Origin of the sequence: Halolactibacillus alkaliphilus (assembly GCF_900115465.1) — a bacterium.
GTDB lineage: Bacteria > Bacillota > Bacilli > Bacillales > Amphibacillaceae > Halolactibacillus > Halolactibacillus alkaliphilus.
Map to the genome: position 1 here is coordinate 11,158 of NZ_FOWN01000035.1, position 18,386 is coordinate 29,543.

Sequence of the window (18,386 nt, forward strand, 5' to 3'; positions counted from 1 at the left end):
CGCAAATAAAACTTTAATGTATCAGTTATAAGGGTAGAATGAAACCGCATGGAATCAATGGTCTAACCATTGATTCCATGCGGTTAATTCTCGTTAGTGTGGTTAAAGCACCTATCACGTAAACGGAGTGGATAGTTCTTACAGACTAGTTTAGTAGGGGGATTCGGACGGAACCAGTCATTAAAGGGAAGACTTTAGTAAATATGTATGTATAGTATTAAATGTAAAAATGTTGTAAAATTATCAATTGTAGAGAGTGATGCGATGTATGTCACAGCAATCTAACATGAAAGGAGCACGCTATGAGACAACCCCCTGCATTTTCATTAGATAAACAGGCTATTAAAGTATGGCAAATACATGGAGGGATTACCTTTGGTCTATTATTGGTCTTCCACTTGATTTTCAGCTATATCGTGGTTCGGTTTGAGTGGTCCTACGTTTTTATAGTTATAACTTCAGTGTTAATTGTCCTCATTTTTATTATCCAAACATGGCTTATACCTAAGATTCGCTATAGACGTTTTAGGTACGAAATTTCAGATGAAGAAATATACATTCAGCGTGGGATTATCATTGTCACTCGGACACTTGTTCCGATGACCCGCATTCAACATGTCGACACAACGCAAGGTCCGGTTTTAAAGCGATATAAATTGATGACGGTGACGATTTCAACTGCCGCAACGACACATGAGATCCCCGCATTATCAGAAGGTGAAGCCGATGGATTGAGAAATGAGATAGCTGTACTAGCAAGGGTGACAGATGATGAATAACTTCCAGCGTCTTCATCCTTTAGCTATATTACTGTATCTGCTTACCTTATGTAAACAAAGTTTTTGGCTGATTTTTTCTGGTGTTTTATTCGTTGGCACATTTGATTTTCATCCCTATTTACCGGAAGTACTTCATGTCTCATCACTCGTCATGATCATCCTATTTCTGCTTATAACCTTCAGCCTGTTAGGTGGGCTAAGTTGGTATAGGTGGCATCGTTTTCGTTACCGCATTTATGAGGATGCGATTCAAATAGTTCAAGGGCTTCTGATTCGACGCGATCGCACGATAAAAGCGAAAAATATACATTCTATGAATATAAATCAACATATCTTTCATCAAGTCTTTAATTTAGCTGAGCTGAAAATTGAAACAGCAGGAAGCGATCTACAAGTCGATGGTGAATTAAAGGCCATTGATGAGCGTTTTGCCCATCAGTTGAAGCGGCAGTTTACCGCAGGCTTGCCATTAAATGAAGCAAATAGTAATGAGCTAGCTCACGTCAACGCAGAAAGTGAGTCGGGTGATTGGAAGGTAAGTATATACCGGCTACTTACCGCAGGATTAACGACGGGAAGAATTGGAGCCTTGTTAGCAGTGGCGTTTATTTTGCCATCGGAACTAATTAATCTATTGCCAGAAGGCCTATATGAGAAATCAGAGTCTTGGGTGCTGCATCAACCGGTTATTACGTGGATGTTAGGTATTATGTTCTACGTGAGTATTATGATCGCAATTGGTGTGATAAGTTATCTAGTGACATATGGTCGATTTACGTTAAAACGTGAAGGCGACTATCTCATTGTCAAACATGGTCTTATTGAGAAGAAAGAAACGCAACTGCATATGAACCGTATTCAGGCGGTGACATTTAAAAAAAATCTGCTGCGTATGCCTTTTGGTTGGTATGGGTGCTATGTTGATTTTGCTGGAGGAGAAGTTGATGAAAAAACAGCGGGACGTCAATTGTTATTTCCGCTCGTTAAACGACGAGAGCTAGCGACCTTTATTCAACAGTTTTTACCAGATTATTATGCTGTTAACCGCACATATCGCATGACCGACTCGCTCGGCTATTTTTACCGCTTCGCACGGTTTACTTTGATGATAGTCCTTGTTAGTGGCGTTGGTTTTTATTTCTATTTTCGTTGGTGGTTAGTTTTTGTGCTGTTTACGATCATCGCACTAAGAGGTGCTTATTATTATTTAGATTATCGGATAAAGTGCTATGCGATACAATCGAATGTGTTAATGTTTCATTACTTGTTAAAGTTATCCAGCTGTTACACGCTCGTCAAACGCATACATATGCTAGATTTCAATCGGATTGAATCACCAGCGATGCGTAAGCTTAACTTATGTCATTTAAAATTCACCGTGATGAATAATTTTTTAGGCACTACTTTTAAATATGGGTGGTTTAGTAAAAAACAGATGTATGAGATCACACACTGGTATCAAAAACGTAAAAAAAATTCAGGCACTATTTAAATACAAATCAAGCGAGTGCTGACTGTAACATTCAGTCCACTCGCTTGATGTTATATTTTCAAAGATTTAATCGCATCTTTAACGGTAAGGTAAGTTGTGAGACCTTTTAAGTGGTCACCGAAATCAAGTGTTTTAATGGCTAGTTCTGGTCGAATACCGGTTAGTACTAATTGTGTTCCGACCAGCTTTGTTAAATCATGAAGTTTCAGTAAAGAAGCTGCAACATATGTATCCACCTCAAATAATCCGGATAAATCAAGAATGAGATAATCGTCTTTAGATGACGTTAAATAACATGAAATCGTATTTGTTAGTTGTTCTACACGAGATTGTGTGAGCGTGCCGATGAGCGGCAAGACAGAGATGTTGTTAGTGATTGGCACAATCGGTGTAGATAGATGTTCCATTTCATCTAAAGCGTTTTGTAAAAGGCGTTCTTTTTCTTTTAATTCAGTCACATCTTTTTGAATACCAATGAAATAGAGTTTGTCTTCACCCTTTTCCTGGACCCACATGGGATCAATCGTTAATTCATTCCAGAAACCATAGCCGGATTTCTTATAATTATAAATTTGAACGGTAATCGATTCTTTATTAATAATGGCTTCTTTTAGCGCTTGATTTGTTTTTGCACTTGTATGCTCTCCTTGTAAAAACTTGCAGTTTCTCCCAATCGTTTCTTCTGCTGTGTAACCAGTTAGTTGGGTAAAGCCTGCGTTCACAAAGATAATCGGATGCTCAGGTAGTGAGGGATCAGTAATCACAAGACCGACATTCGTATGGTTTAGGGCAGCTTGAAATAGATGTATATTCTCTTTAGTAATCATAAGTTTTAAAACCTCCTGTTACCAAAAATTATGTCATGAAAGCGAAAAGAAATCAATGGAAATATCCTGGACAGAAATGAGCTTTTTTTGAATGAAAATAAAACTGATTATATCTAACGGAGACACCTTGAATGTGTTAGACTGAATATGGTTTGTGAAAAAAAGTTACAGGAGGTCAGTATATGGCCCTTTTTAAAATGCCGTTAAAAAGCATAAAACAGTTATCAACGGTACAATTGATTGTTATTTATTATTTATCTGCCATTCTTATCTCTACAGCAATTCTGCTGTTCCCACCCTTTTTTATGCCGGGGGTAGAAGTGAGTTTACTCGATACATTGTTTACATCTATCAGTGCTATCAGTGTAACAGGTTTATCTGTTGTATCTGTAAGTGAAACATATAATACGTTAGGTTATTTCGCTTTTGCGTTCATTTTACAATTTGGCGGCATTGGTATTATGACGCTTGGGACGACAATTTACATTTTATTAGGTAAAAAAATCGGGATAAGAGAACGGCAACTTATTTCTGTCGATCAAAATCGCTCGACGCTATCTGGTTTGGTGCAATTAATGTTAACGATTCTTAGAACGGTCATCATAATTGAAGTCATTGGCACCATCTTACTTAGTCTCCGCTATCTACAGTACTTTGATACGTGGCAAGAAGCTTGGCTGCAAGGTTTTTTTGCGGCAGTAAGTGCTACAACGAATGCAGGCTTTGATATTACCGGCAATTCACTGATTCCATTCGCGAATGATTACTATGTTCAAACGATCAATATGGTGTTACTTGTTCTTGGTGCAATCGGCTTTCCAGTCTTGATAGAAATACAGCAATGGGCGTTTAGAAGGAGAGAGAGAAGGAAAACATTCCGTTTTTCAACGTTTACTAAATTAACAACGACAACATTTTTCTTATTAGTCGCTTTTGGTGCGATGATGATTTATCTTATTGAACGGACGCATTTCTTTCAAGATGTATCGGGATGGGATGCATTTTTCTACAGTCTATTTCAGTCTATTACCACACGTAATGGCGGTTTACAAACAATGGATGTCAGTGAGTTTCAGTCGCCAACATGGATGGTGTTATCATTTCTTATGTTTGTGGGAGCATCACCAAGTAGTGTAGGTGGTGGTGTAAGGACTACGACGTTTGCTATTATGTTACTCTCAATTTTTCACTATGCGAAAGGTCACAACAGCATTAAAGTTTTTAAACGTGAAATATCTAGACTGGATGTGCTAAGAAGCTTTATCGTTATCACAACTGCTTTTATGCTCTGCATGTTAGCGATCTTTATTATGACTTTGACAGAACCCTTCTCAACGACAGAAATTGCTTTTGAAGTTTTCTCTGCTTTTGGAACAACGGGGCTAAGTTTAGGTATTACGAGCGAGTTATCTGTTATTGGCAAAATAGTGATTATGGTCATGATGTTTGTTGGGCGGATAGGGATCTTTTCTTTCTTGTTCATTATTCGCGGAAAACCATCGAAAGATATGTATAAATACCCTGAGGCAAAGATGATTATTGGCTAAACAGCCATTGTAAATAAGAATAAGATGACGTTTGCAGGTAGATACTAAACAGTGTCTACCTGCTTGCTTTGGTCTGGCGGTTGATGTTGATTAATTAAGAATAGGACGTTGTGTTATGTTGGTAAGTGACTGGTTAGAGACAGGGAAGTTTTTCATTAAATACAAGGCTCAAACCTTTCAATTAAACGGAGCTTTCTGTAGTATAGAAGGAGATATATAGTTAATTTAAATTATTCATCTCGCTGATTGAGTGTCAGTGTGGATAAATCCCATAAATACAATAAAAATGATGACAGGACAATCGACTGGAGGATCAATGATGGCAGAAAAATACTCATACCACGATAGATTAACACAATGCATTGAACAAATAGAAACGGTGATTGTAGGAAAACGCGAGATGATTTTAATGAGCTTAACGAGTCTTTTAAGTGGGGGGCATTTATTGATTGAAGATGTTCCAGGCGTTGGGAAGACAATGCTTGTCCGGGCATTAGCAAAGACACTAGGTTGTGACTTTTCACGCATTCAATTCACACCAGATTTATTGCCGAGTGATGTTTTAGGCGTCTCCATTTATCAACCGAAAACAGAAACGTTTAACTATATGAAAGGACCTGTGATGAGTCATATCGTTCTGGCGGATGAAATTAATCGCACGAGTCCTAAAACACAAGCGGCCCTCTTAGAAGCGATGGAGGAACACAGTGTGACCATTGATGGAAAAACAATGCCGATTGAGGAACCGTTTTTTGTGATGGCAACACAGAACCCCGTCGAATACGAAGGGACGTATCCTTTACCTGAAGCACAGCTCGATCGTTTCCTCATGAAAGTTAATATGGGTTACCCTAATTTCGATGAAGAGCTTATGCTGTTGTCAATGAATGAAAAGAAACAACCCGTTGAACAATTAACGGCTATTCTCTCACAGGAAGATGTCTTAAAGATACGAAAGGAAGTTGATGATGTTTATGTGTCTGATATTGTCAAACGCTATATATTGGAGCTTGTTAGGGCAACGCGTGTAGCTCATCAAGTCGCACTAGGTGTCAGTCCAAGAGGAGGAATTAATTTGCTTAAAGCGACAAAAGCGTATGCCTATTTAATGGGGCGTGAATACGTGACACCTGATGATGTATTGGCCCTGGTTCCGTTTGTATTTTGTCACAGAATGTTATTGACAGATGATGCACTTTATGGTGATGTGACTGTGGAACATGTGATTACTGATATTATTAGCAAGGTTGATATCCCGATTGAGGCTGATCGTCTATGAGGTTAAGGTGTATTTTTTTAAAAAGTATTCAACTCCTGTTGATCGGTTTTTTATTTTATAGCTATGCGATGTTTCAAGGAGGAGCGGTTAGCTATACGCTATTTTATGCGGTGAGCTTTATTTTATTATACTTAGTGCTTGTGATGATGTATCCGGTTCAACACATGACAGCATCTATTATGACTAACCGCAATGAAATAGAAGCGGGGGAAAGACTGTCGGTCTCTGTAGAGGTGAAAAGGCGATGGCCCTTACCGTTTGTTTTTATGACCGTTACTTTACCACTGCCTGAAACAGTCGCTTACCGCTTTAACGGAACGCAAACATTTTTAAGCGGTACACGCGTCCCACAACAACAGGCGTTATCACGCACAGTGTTGCTAGGTTTAAACCGTCAAGTAACGGTGAATGTCGATCTTGACCACTTGCCAAGAGGAAAACATCAGTTTGAACGAGTAGAAGTCGCGATTGAAGACGGTTTTCTATTTTCAAAAAAAGTGACCGAGTGTGAAACACATCATGCCGTGTATAGTTACCCTGTCATGATCGAGAAAAAAACTAAAAGTACCACGTTACTTGTCGACAATGTAACGAAGGTGCTCTATCCTTACTTGCAGCGTCGTGAAGATATGGCGGGTGTACGTGAATATGTGATGGGTGATAAAATAAGTCAAATTGATTGGAAGAAAAGTTCTAAACAATCAGAGCTTTTTACGAAACAATTTGACCCTAAACCCAAAAAACAGATGTTGTTTTTGCTAGACACAGGAGGAGATGTGATAGAGAATGAGTGGGCTTTAACGGTACTTTATCATTTGATAACCTTATTTGATCGTGATAAACAGACGTATCGAGTAAACTTAACGGCTTTTCGTCAACAGTTTCTTTATTCGTCTATGCCAGTTAAACAAAAAAAGCAGAAATTAGCCGAACTCCACCTTGATGATTACGATGCTGATTGTTGGATTTGGAAAAAGAGCACGATGCTGATTGTCATATCAAGCCAACAACCTAAATCCATATCAAAAGACATTTTTTATCAACTAAAGAAACAACGAGGGACATTAATTCTGACATCTGAGAAGGTGAGTGAAGAAAATATCACAGGTATTCATGTTCACCACTTGGCACCAACAACGATTTTAGGAGGCGATGTTTATGATAAATAAGCATCAGAACGTTGTTGATAACGTACTAGCTTTTTTAATATACATGATAAGCTTCTACTTGTTTCGTCTCTGGCTTTGGCCGTTAATTGAACTTAAAGTGATAGCTTATCCAAACCTTTTAGTTCTCTTTAGTGCCGTCATGTTTTTGTTATCGTTCTTAAGATTACCTCTTATCGTCTCAAGTATTTTTAAAATCACTGCCGGTTTATTTGTCCTTGATCGTTTGTATCTTTTACCGAGTCCTTTCACAGCTCCGTGGCTTGGGGCTATTGTCGAAGAGTTGATAGTCAATCAACAGGCTCTATTTGCGGCCGAGTGGCATCGTGTATCCCCATTTGGTGAAATGCTTCTAATGCTTGTATTGATTAATATTATCGCTTATTTATTATATTATTGGTTGGTGAAGATGCATCGTGTATTTTTATTTAATGTGTTAACCTTGATTTATTTAACGGTAATGGATACGTTTACTCCTTATCAGTTATACCCAAGACTATTATTAATGATGTTTTTAATGATTACACTCATGATGTTTAACAGTTTAAGAAAGAAAATGATCAATGATAGACTAGTGGTCACAGGCAGCCATTTGCTTGCAAGGCTTATTCTACCTCTTCTTGTGATGTTTGGTTTATTTATGACTGTTTATAATCAACTACCGATAAGAGAACCCACATGGCCAGACCCTGTCCCATTTATCACAGGAGGATTTCAACAAGGTGAAACTGAAAGACGGATTGGTTATGGGGAGGATGATTCGGTTTTAGGTGGGAGTTTGGCGGATAACGACGCGCTCGTCTTTCGTGCAATCGCTGAAGAACCTAACTACTGGCGCGTGGACGCGAAAGAAGTGTATACCGGCAGAGGATGGGAACGTCAATCTGACCCTCAATTCGTCCCTTATACAGCCCTAACTTTAAGTACGCAGACCGCGGAACTTATTTATTCTGATCAGACGAATTTTAATAAAGTCGCTTACCCGTACCACTTACGAGCAATTGATGCGGGACAGGCTGCTTATCGTCATGACCCTGAGATTGGATTGGTTGAACCAGTAGGTGCGTTTAAAATAGATAGGATTACATTAGCCTATGAACCACCTGTTTATGAAGAAGCTACCTTAGATCAACTGACTTTACCATATGAAACGCCAGTGGATCCTGTCTATTTAGCGTTACCAAACACTTTGCCTGAACGTGTCCATCAATTAGCAGCAGAAATTAAAGGGAATGAAACAAACCCTTACCGAATTGCTCAAAGAATGGAGCGATATTTTAAACAGACAGGTTTTCTCTATCAGACAGAAGATGTTGAGGTGCCTGGAGAGAATAAAGACTATGTTGATCAATTTTTGTTTGAAAGTCGCGCAGGATACTGTGATAACTTCTCTACTTCGATGGTCGTTATGTTAAGGTCCGTTGGTATTCCAGCACGTTGGGTTAAAGGTTTTAACACGGGAACAGAAAATGCTGATAATTATTATGAAGTAAGGCAAAATAATGCTCATAGCTGGGTGGAAGTGTACTTTGAAGACATTGGTTGGATGCCCTTTGAACCGACTGTCGGCTTCACATCTCCTCGTCAAATGTTAACGAATGTGGATATGCCAGTAGAAGAGGAAGATGCTTTTGAGAATGATGAATCTTCGGTGGAAGACCAACTAGAGGAAGCGGATTTAATAAATAATGAGAATGAAGAAACGAGTGCGAAAGAAGCTGAAAGTGTATCTGAAGATGCTATGAGGATAGATATGCGAGTGGTGTATATTTCCTTATGTGTATTGATGACAATGTTTGTTGTATCATTGCTCCTGTTTTGGCGTAGGGTGTTATATTATATGATGCGAAAAAGCTATCTACCATTTGTAAGTGAACAAGGTGCAGTAAAAGCAGTCAGTCGATTATTTTTCTTGCTGCGCTTAATGAATAAAAAACGATCACCTGAAGAAACGCTTAAACAGTATGGCGAACGATTAGATCAAGATTATGATACGAATGGATTTAGTCAGCTGATTTTGAGTTATGAAAAGATTGTCTATGGTAATCGTTGGGATGAGAATACAAAAGAAGCTATCGAAAAATTCTATCTATTTGCCCTTCAGTCAATTCTATCTTGACCGACCGGTGTGGCACTGATAGAATAGAAACATTATTAAAGCCGTTAACCTCTGTATATCCTCGATAATATGGTTCGAGAGTATCTACCGGGAGTCCTTAAAATTCCTGACTATAGAGGCAGAATAAGTGTACTTATTCTGCCTCTGTCTCTTTAGACAGAGGTTATTTTTTTACAGATAAACAATAAGGGGAGCGTGACGATTTGGAATTAAACAATGAAATGATTCTCGTATTAGATTATGGTAGTCAATACAACCAATTGATTACTCGTCGTATTCGTGAGTTTGGTGTATACAGTGAACTTCATTCACATCGATTGACGACAGAAGAAATAAAAGCGATGAACCCTAAAGGTATTATTCTTTCAGGCGGGCCGCATAGCGTTTATGATGAAAAAAGTTTTCAATTAAATCCTGAAATTTTTGATTTAGGTATTCCGGTGTTAGGTATTTGTTATGGTATGCAGTTGATCACAAAGCATTTCAATGGTCAAGTTGAGCGATCAACACATCGAGAGTATGGGAAAGCAGATATTACTGTAAATGAAGGTGCTCAATTATTTTTAGGTACGCCGAGTACACAAACAGTATGGATGAGCCACAGTGATAAAGTTGTTAAAGCACCAGAAAACTTCAAAGTGGAAGCGGAAAATCCATCAACGCCGATTGCGGCTATGCGTCACGAATCAAAAGAAATTTACGGTGTTCAGTTCCACCCAGAAGTAAGAAACTCTGTGTTTGGAAACGACTTATTAAGAAACTTTGTTTTCAACATTAGTGGCTGTAAAGGTGACTGGACAATGGCTAATTTTGTTGAACAGGAAATACAAAAAATTAGAGAAACTGTAGGCGATAAGAAAGTACTTTGTGCCTTAAGTGGTGGCGTAGATTCTTCAGTTGTTGCGGCACTTATTCATAAAGCAATTGGTGATCAACTGACATGTATTTTTGTCGATCACGGTCTTTTACGTAAACATGAGGGTGATATGGTTATGGAAACTTTCCGTGACGGTTTCCATATGAACATCATCCGCATCGATGCGAAAGAACGTTTCCTTTCAAAGCTTAAAGGTGTCAGTGACCCAGAAGAAAAGCGTAAAATTATTGGAAATGAATTCATCTACGTTTTTGATGATGAAGCTGAGCGTCTTAAAGATATGGACTATCTGGCTCAAGGAACATTATATACAGATATCGTAGAGTCAGGTACAGAGACAGCTCAAACGATAAAATCACACCACAATGTGGGTGGCTTACCAGAAGATATGCAATTTGAATTAATTGAACCACTGAGCACACTATTTAAAGACGAGGTACGTGAGTTAGGCCTTGAACTTGGTGTACCAGAAGCTGTTGTCTGGCGCCAACCGTTCCCAGGACCAGGGCTTGGTATTCGTGTCTTAGGTGAAATTACAGAAGAAAAATTAGAAATTGTCCGTGAGTCTGATGCGATATTGCGTGACGAAATTAAATTAGCTGGTCTTGACCGTGACATTTGGCAATACTTCACTGTCTTACCTGATATCCGTAGTGTGGGTGTCATGGGTGACCAACGTACGTATGATTACACAATTGGTATCCGTGCGGTAACCTCTATTGATGGGATGACATCAGATTGGGCCCGGATTCCGTGGGATGTATTAGAGAAGATTTCAACACGTATTGTGAATGAAGTTGATCACATTAACCGCGTCGTGTATGACATTACGTCTAAGCCACCTGCGACGATTGAGTGGGAGTAGTTACAAGAGAGCTTCAAACCTTTATATAACAAGGGTTTGAAGTCTTTTTTTTGTTTTCATGGATGTTGATTTAACGAAATGAAATAAGCCCCGTTGATACATGGTGTATCAACGGGGCTTGTCATGTTCGATTGATAACGCAATTATTCGTTTTTCTGTGCTTGACGATATTCATCAATATTTGATTTAATATTCGCTACTTTAGGTCCGTAAATAACTTGAACATTATTTCCTTTTACCATAACACCTGCGGCACCTGTTGATTTGAGTAGCGGTTGATTAACTTTATCGCCATCTTTCACATTAACACGAAGACGTGTCGCACAGTTACTCACATCGTTTAAGTTATCTTCGCCACCTAGACCTTCGATAATATCTTTTGACATTTCATCTGTTACTTCGCCAGCTTTTCCACCGGCTTTCTTGTCTTTATAATCTTGTTTTGTATAAAGTTTAGACTCTGTGTCACCTTCTTCACGACCAGGTGTTTTTAAGTCGAATTTGTGAATGAAGAAGCGGAAGACAAAGTAGTAAACAAAACCGTAAATAATACCCACGATAACAACTGGAATCCAGTTGGTGATCGCTTGACCTGGCAAAATGCCATAGAAAACAAAGTCAAGCAAACCACCTGAGAACGTTAAGCCCACCCCGACTTCAAGGACATGCATGATGACAAACGATAATGCCCCTAAGACAACGTGGACACCGAAATATAGGAATGGTGATGCGAATAGGAATGAAAACTCAATGGGTTCGGTAATACCGGTAAAAATAGATGTGAGTGAAGCGGATACCATTAAACCTTTTACATCTTTTTTGCGTTCTTCACGTGCTGCTTGATACATGGCAAAAGCTGCTGCTGGGAAACCGAAGATCATGAATGGGAACATACCACTAAAGAACTTAGCTGCTTCAGGATCAATCACTTCACCTGCAGATAGTTGGGCAAAGAGAATATTCTGTGCTCCTTCGACTGTTTGACCAGCTACTTCTGCGACGCCACCAAGAGCGGTTTGCCAAAACGGTAAATAAAAGACGTGATGGAGTCCGAGTGGAATCAGTGCTCGGTAGATAAAACCATATAAGAACGTTCCAACATAGCCTAAATCGGCGACTGCTTCACCTAACCAAGCAATACCAGCACCGAAAAACGGCCAAACGAAGGCCATGATGATACCGACAAATACAGCTGTGAAGGCTGAAATGATAGGAACAAATCTCGTACCTGAGAAGAATGAGAGTGCATCGGGCAATTCGATTTTATAAAAGCGATTGTGCAAGTAGGCGACGATAAGTCCGATAATAATACCACCAAATACACCCATGTTTAGTGTGTTATCAAAGCCAACAACAGAACCGACGAGTCCAGCGGTTTCGCTAAGTGCATCAATATCACGGAAATTATCAATTGTACTGGTCATCGAAGCATACATCATAAAGTATGCAACAGCGGCAGAAAGTGCCGCAACTTCTTTTGCCTGTTTGGCCACACCGAGACCAACAGCAATCGCAAAGAACAGAGGCAAGTTACCAAAAATAACGCCCCCAGAGTCACTTAAAATGGAAAGAAAGCCGTTTAAAACAGTTCCTTCTCCTAAGATATTCTCTAAACCATACAATTCAACAAACGCATCACCCGTAAAGGATGCACCAATCCCAAGCATAATACCGGCTGCTGGTAGTAATGCGATGGGCAACATAAATGTCCTTCCTAACGTTTGCAAGGTGTCCATGACCTTACCTTTCATGTGATCTCCCCCAAAAAAGAATAGTCTACTTAAGTAAAGAGAAAATAGCCAGTGTCTGTAAAAGAATGAATAAATACGGATAACAACACGTCTACATCTTCTCATTAATTTAAGCAGCTAGTATATTATTCCCGAAAGGGGTCGATTTAAACGTTTGAATAGAGGATGTTTAATGATGATGTTCTCTGTTAATTCGACTGCTTACTGTAATAGCCTACGCCTTTTTCTGTTAATTGAATAATCAAATCGGCCAGCGTTTCAGCGGATACTTTTGTGCTCTCTTGTAGCCATTTTTTTATCATGGCCATACTCCCACTCACGCCAAACAATATCACGTAATCTTTCATCGCATCATCTACTTTATTTAGGTGAGACAAAGAGATTAAATTGACAAAGCGCATGATTTCATTTTCTAATACATCATCGCAATGATCGCTTAAGAGCACTGAAATGAGGTCGGCGTTCTTTTTTCCGTATTCTAAAAGAGGAATTAATTTTTGTTTACTGACAGGGGAGCGTTCATCTGTTGTTTGCTGGGCCATATAATGGCGTATGTTATTAACGACATCTGTTTGGATTTGGTGTAACAAATCATACGGATCAGTATAATGTGTGTAAAAGGTACTTCGATGAATATCAGCTGTTTGACACAGATGAGTAACCGATATTTTTGAAATGTGTTTCGTTAGTAACAGTTCAACAAGTGCTTCTTGTAACAGTAGTTTTGTCATTTTTACCCGGCGATCATTCATTTGATTCATATAAACGCCTCCTCATTTATTTATCTGTGATATATACACTGCGGTCATCGAATGTCTCTTACTGGAATCCGACATATAAATGATATATTGTTGGATAACTGACAAACAATCCGACATTGTAGATTGATAACCGACACTATGTCTATTATAATTGTTATATACGATGAAATCAATCAGCATGTGATGAAGGCGTAACAGTGAATATAATAAAATTTAGAATTATAAGGTGTATAAAAACGAGTAGTCGAATGAGAGAAGTAAAAAGAGAGGTCAGCGAATGACGACTATTAAAGGGGGAAATATCCTTGAGTTATGTGAAGGTTATAGATGAATATAAGCGGTATACGATGGGTGAAAGTGAGATTGTTGCGAATAATGGTATCACATTTGATGTCGAACAAGGCCAATTTGCGGTCATTCTAGGGCCAAGCGGTGCTGGGAAATCGACAGTGCTAAATATATTAGGTGGGATGGATTCACCAGATGAAGGGCATGTGTACGTCGATAATAAAGATATTAGTCAATATTCAAAGAAACAATTAACGGCTTATCGACGCGAAGACGTCGGTTTTGTCTTTCAGTTTTACAATTTAGTACCTAACTTAACCGCCCGGGAAAATGTTGAACTTGCAAGTCAAATATCACCAGATGCGTTAGATGTAGATGAGGTGATGGAGAGTGTTGGATTAACAGAACGTCGAGATAATTTCCCGGCTCAATTATCTGGTGGTGAACAGCAAAGGGTAGCCATTGCGCGTGCGCTAGCAAAGAATCCTAAACTCTTATTGTGTGACGAGCCGACAGGCGCATTAGATATTGAAACGGGTAAACAAATTCTTCGGCTGCTACAAAATACGGCACGTGAGTTTAATACAACGGTTATTGTGATTACACATAATGCCCAGATTGCACCAATGGCTGATCGGGTTATTTATATTCATGATGCAAAAGTAAAAGAAATCGTCGAAAATCCACACCCACGTTCAGTAGATGACATCGAGTGGTAGAAAGGAGTTCTCATGCAGAAAAAAACAGCGCTTTATAAAATGATTTGGCGTGAGATTACTTCTTCAAAAGCACGCTTTTTCTCAATTTTATTTTTAATATTACTTGGCGTAGGTTTCTTTTCAGGTTTGCAAGCAACTGGGCCTAATATGTTGAAGACTGCGAACGATTATTTTGACCGACAAAATTTATATGATTTACACATTCAATCTAATTATGGATTAGATGAGGAAGAATACACGTTACTAAAAGAAGAAGAAGCTATTCAAGTAGTGGAAGGCCATTACAGTAGTGATGTTCTATTTGGTGAGGATCGACTCGTTATAAAGTTAATCGGTTATGATGACACCAATCAGCTCAATCAGTTTAGAGTAGACGCAGGCCGTTTACCAGAGAAGGTAAATGAAATAGCCCTTGACTACAATGATATTATGACAAGTCAATATGCCATTGGTGATGTGGTAACGATTTATAGCGGTAAACAGGACGCGAATCTTTCTGATACTGTATTAGAATCAACGTATACTGTCGTAGGTTTTGTCACATCGCCACGCTATATTACAAATGATTCAAGAGGTCAGACAACTTTAGGGCGAGGTCAACTCGATGCCTTTGGTGTTGTTCAAGCGGATGTGTTCACCCTTGATGTGTATACGGATATATTTGTCACGTTTAAGGCATCGGAAAACCTCTCGATGTATAGCGACACTTATATTGAACAAATGAACGATTATAAAGACGCATACGAACCTGCCTTAGAAAAAGTAGGGGGAAGTCGCCTTGATCAAATCACGTTAGATGCCAGAGAAGAAATTGACGATGGGCAAACGGAGATTGAAGAGGCAAAACAAGAACTTGTGGATGCAGAAAAAGAATTAGCAGAGGCAAAAGAAGAACTTGAAACAGGGGAAGCCGAGATTCGTTCGGCTGAAGCTGAACTAGAAGACGCCTTTTTAGAACTTGACCGAGAAGAACAAAATTACCGTGACGGTGTTGAAACGTTTGAGGAAGAAATGAAAAAGGCAGAAGAACGACTAGCAAATGAAAATAAGACGCTTGAAGAGAGTGAACAACAAGTAAAAGACGGCCTTCGTGAGATTGAAGCGGGGTTGAATCAATTAAATGAACCTTATGCGGATCTTGTCACTCAGGAGACCGCTCTTCTTGACCAACGCGATGACATTCGTCAATTAAACCAACAACTCTCGGAATTATTCCAAACACCCATCGATTTACTGACAGATGAGATGAGACAAGCATGGATCGATGAAACATCCGAAGTTACGTTTAACGACACATCTTTATCTACGTTACTACAAGGTTACTTTAACGGCACGGTGACACAGGAAAAGGTTAGCACTTTTATCGCTTCTGCTGATGCTGGCTTGACTGCAGGTATTTCTGAGTTGCGCACCAATATCAATGAAGTGAATGCAAAGCGTAATGAATTAGAAGCAGAGCAACAGGCATTAAAGGGAAGTCTTGACGACATTAATGCTGGAAAAGCCGCGTTAGAAGACGCACGCAAACAATTAAATAATCAACGCACTGAGACAGAGCAAGAGCTTGCGGACGGTCGGCGTCAGCTTGATCGAGGATGGTCTGAGTATGACCAAGGTGTCCGAGAATTAGAAGAAGCAAAAGAGGCTCTCGCTGAAGGTCAAGCGGACTATGAAGAGGGTGTAAAGACCTTTAATAAAGAAAAACAAGATGCTGAACGTGAGATCAAAGAAGCAGAACAAGAGCTTACTGAAGCACTTGCTGAGCTTGATACACTTGCTGCACCAACGTATTACTTAAGTGTTCGTCATGATAACGGCCAACTGGTTGAATTTGAAAACAATGCTGAGCGAATGAGTGACTTGGCGACAATCTTCCCGGTTGTGTTTTTCTTAATTGCTGCGCTTGTCACACTAACGACTGTGACACGAATGATTGAAGAACAACGGGTTGAAATGGGGACGTTAAAAGCGCTTGGCTATACCGATCGTGATATTCAGAAGAAATATTACTGGTATGCCTTATCAGCCACGTTAGTTGGGGCCATACTTGGTTTAGTTTTGGGGTATACACTATTACCTAAAGTTATCTTTAACGCGTATCAAATTTTATATAATTTACCACCCCTTGCATTAGACTTTTATTGGTCATTCACACTGATATCTTTAGCTGTTGCACTGTTTTCAAGTATAGTGACCGCTTGGTATGTGTTACGAAAAGATTTGAAAACCACACCAGCTATTCTGATGCGACCAAAAGCACCTAAGAACGGGAAACGGATTTTAATTGAACGCATCACACCCGTTTGGCGCCGAATGAACTTTATGCAAAAAGTCACAGCGAGAAACCTGTTTCGTTATAAACAACGGATGTTAATGACGGTGATTGGGATCAGTGGATGTGCGGCTTTAATTATCACTGGCTTCGGTTTAAAAAGCGCTGTTGAAGGAATCGTCGACTTACAATTTGGTCGGGTGATGAATTATGAAGCCGTTGTGGCGCTTGATAGTGAGGCGACAGAAACTGAAAAACAGGCGTATCGAGCGATTATTGATAAGATGGATACCATTGAGGCATCGCTAATGGTTTATCAAGAAACGCTTGACGCAAATAAAGCTGGGGTAGCACCACAAGATGTGACGCTGTTTGTACCGGAAACACCAGGTGTCCTTGATCAGTTTGTCCAATTGAAAAGTCGAACGACGGATGAGGCGTTTAACTTAGAAGAAAATGGTGCCATTATTACTGAAAAATTAGCGACACTGTTTGAAGTAGAAAAAGGTGATGACTTCACACTTTCAACAGCTGATGATGAAGTACTAACGGTGACCGTTGGCGGTATTATCGAAAATTATGCCGGTCATTACTTGTATCTTAGTCCTGATGTGTATGAAGCCGCCTTAAATAAGACGCCAGAGTATAATGCGGAATTGTTAAAGTACCCTTATAGTGAAGCGTTTGAGGCTAAACTGAGCGAGGAACTAAGTGTGTCTGATTATGTTATTACGACAAGTTATAATGAGTCTATGCTTAATTTGTTTAAAGATTCGATGGAAAGTTTGAATATTGTTGTCGTTGTTTTGATTGTTGCAGCGGCTGGATTAGCTTTTATCGTGCTCTATAACTTAACCAATATTAATGTATCAGAACGGATTAGAGAATTATCAACGATTAAAGTTTTAGGTTTTTACGACAAGGAAGTCACGATGTATATATACCGTGAGAACATTATTTTGACCATTATGGGTATTGTTGTTGGTGGTTTGTTTGGTCGTTTATTACACATTTTTATTTTAGATACAGCGTCAATGGACAATATGATGTTTAATCCGAGCCTATCATGGACAAGTTACGTGTATGCCGCGATACTGACTATGATCTTTTCGACCATGGTTATGGTGATGATGCATCAGAAATTAAAACATGTTGATATGATTGAAGCGTTGAAATCAAATGAATAAATTTATCCGTATGCTATATCAATCATCGTACTTTGTGTGATTAAAATAGTCTTAATCCTTTACCTCTAAAGGATTAGGACTATTTTTTTAATAAGCTATAGGGACATCTGAATTGAACTACCCCCACCTAACATTCTCACGAATGTTTGAGGAAGGGGATTCCATAAGGACACCCTAAAGGCAACCCATGCTCATTCAACTAAGCATAGGATTTTCTACTCTCCAACCGCCGCAAACCTATTTTCTCAACATCTGTTAAAGCATGTTGGGGAAATAGTGTGTTCCAGGAACACAACTTGCTTTGGTCGAATCGTTCCGTCTGGTAGAACACATGGGTTCTAACAAAAGACAGGGTACGCATCATATACGCCCATTGCGTCCAATGATGTAGACCTTGTTTCTGCTCCGGAACAAGCGAATACAACATCGGTGGGAGTTTTTCTTTAAAGCCTATTGC

13 protein-coding genes and 1 riboswitch are annotated in these 18,386 nt (G+C 39.3%); of the genes, 9 read left to right on the forward strand and 4 right to left on the reverse strand.

Translation table 11 applies throughout. The features are described from left to right. The first annotated feature begins 302 nt into the window (after window positions 1–302). The gene (locus tag BM163_RS11805; RefSeq protein ID WP_089803399.1) at window positions 303–779 is read left to right on the forward strand and encodes a PH domain-containing protein; all 477 of its coding nucleotides are present in this window, start codon (window positions 303–305) and stop codon (window positions 777–779) included. Then, a complete protein-coding gene (locus BM163_RS11810; RefSeq protein ID WP_170243730.1) occupies window positions 772–2,271 on the forward strand; it encodes a PH domain-containing protein in 1,500 nt (499 codons plus the stop codon). The genes BM163_RS11805 and BM163_RS11810 overlap by 8 nt, the downstream gene beginning before the upstream one ends. A 50-nt stretch (window positions 2,272–2,321) precedes the next feature. Here the strand turns inward: BM163_RS11810 and ytvA are convergent, their stop codons facing one another. Further along, complete coding sequence (gene ytvA / locus BM163_RS11815) at window positions 2,322–3,098, reverse strand: YtvA family blue-light photoreceptor (protein WP_089803401.1); 777 nt, start codon at window positions 3,096–3,098, stop codon at window positions 2,322–2,324. 197 nt (window positions 3,099–3,295) lie between these two features. Between ytvA and BM163_RS11820 the strand changes: the two genes are divergently transcribed. The 5 genes from BM163_RS11820 (at window position 3,296) to guaA (ending at window position 10,951) form a co-directional block, all read left to right on the forward strand. Beyond that, the gene (locus BM163_RS11820; RefSeq protein ID WP_089803409.1) at window positions 3,296–4,645 is read left to right on the forward strand and encodes a TrkH family potassium uptake protein; all 1,350 of its coding nucleotides are present in this window, start codon (window positions 3,296–3,298) and stop codon (window positions 4,643–4,645) included. 319 nt (window positions 4,646–4,964) lie between these two features. Beyond that, window positions 4,965–5,924, forward strand: coding sequence for an AAA family ATPase (locus tag BM163_RS11825; RefSeq protein ID WP_229675573.1), 960 nt, complete (start codon window positions 4,965–4,967; stop codon window positions 5,922–5,924). Next, entirely contained in the window at window positions 5,921–7,093 is a 1,173-nt protein-coding gene (locus tag BM163_RS11830; protein WP_089803403.1) for a DUF58 domain-containing protein, read from the forward strand. The genes BM163_RS11825 and BM163_RS11830 overlap by 4 nt, the downstream gene beginning before the upstream one ends. Then, complete coding sequence (locus BM163_RS11835) at window positions 7,083–9,209, forward strand: transglutaminase TgpA family protein (protein ID WP_170243729.1); 2,127 nt, start codon at window positions 7,083–7,085, stop codon at window positions 9,207–9,209. Before BM163_RS11830 ends, BM163_RS11835 begins: the two co-directional genes overlap by 11 nt. Window positions 9,210–9,240: 31 nt before the next feature. Next, window positions 9,241–9,342: riboswitch (purine riboswitch) on the forward strand. 88 nt (window positions 9,343–9,430) lie between these two features. Beyond that, on the forward strand, window positions 9,431–10,951 hold the full coding sequence (guaA, locus tag BM163_RS11840) for a glutamine-hydrolyzing GMP synthase (protein WP_089803410.1): 1,521 nt from the start codon (window positions 9,431–9,433) through the stop codon (window positions 10,949–10,951). A gap of 143 nt (window positions 10,952–11,094) precedes the next feature. Here guaA and BM163_RS11845 read toward each other — a convergent pair whose 3' ends face one another. Next, window positions 11,095–12,702: a PTS transporter subunit EIIC gene (locus BM163_RS11845; protein WP_089803405.1), complete on the reverse strand. Its 1,608-nt coding sequence runs from the start codon at window positions 12,700–12,702 to the stop codon at window positions 11,095–11,097. A 188-nt stretch (window positions 12,703–12,890) separates the two neighbouring features. Next, window positions 12,891–13,463 carry a TetR/AcrR family transcriptional regulator gene (locus BM163_RS11850; protein ID WP_089803406.1) on the reverse strand — a complete coding sequence of 191 codons (573 nt, stop codon included), beginning with the start codon at window positions 13,461–13,463 and terminating at the stop codon, window positions 12,891–12,893. Between the two features lie 305 nt (window positions 13,464–13,768). Here BM163_RS11850 and BM163_RS11855 point away from each other — a divergent pair, with 305 nt between their 5' ends. Beyond that, window positions 13,769–14,470, forward strand: a complete 702-nt coding sequence (locus BM163_RS11855) for an ABC transporter ATP-binding protein (RefSeq protein ID WP_089803407.1) — start codon at window positions 13,769–13,771, stop codon at window positions 14,468–14,470. Window positions 14,471–14,482: 12 nt separating this feature from the next. After that, the gene (locus BM163_RS11860; protein ID WP_089803408.1) at window positions 14,483–17,929 is read left to right on the forward strand and encodes an FtsX-like permease family protein; all 3,447 of its coding nucleotides are present in this window, start codon (window positions 14,483–14,485) and stop codon (window positions 17,927–17,929) included. Between the two features lie 199 nt (window positions 17,930–18,128). Here the strand turns inward: BM163_RS11860 and BM163_RS13900 are convergent. After that, a partial coding sequence (locus BM163_RS13900; protein WP_220083670.1) for a hypothetical protein occupies window positions 18,129–18,386 on the reverse strand: 258 nt, incomplete at its 5' end.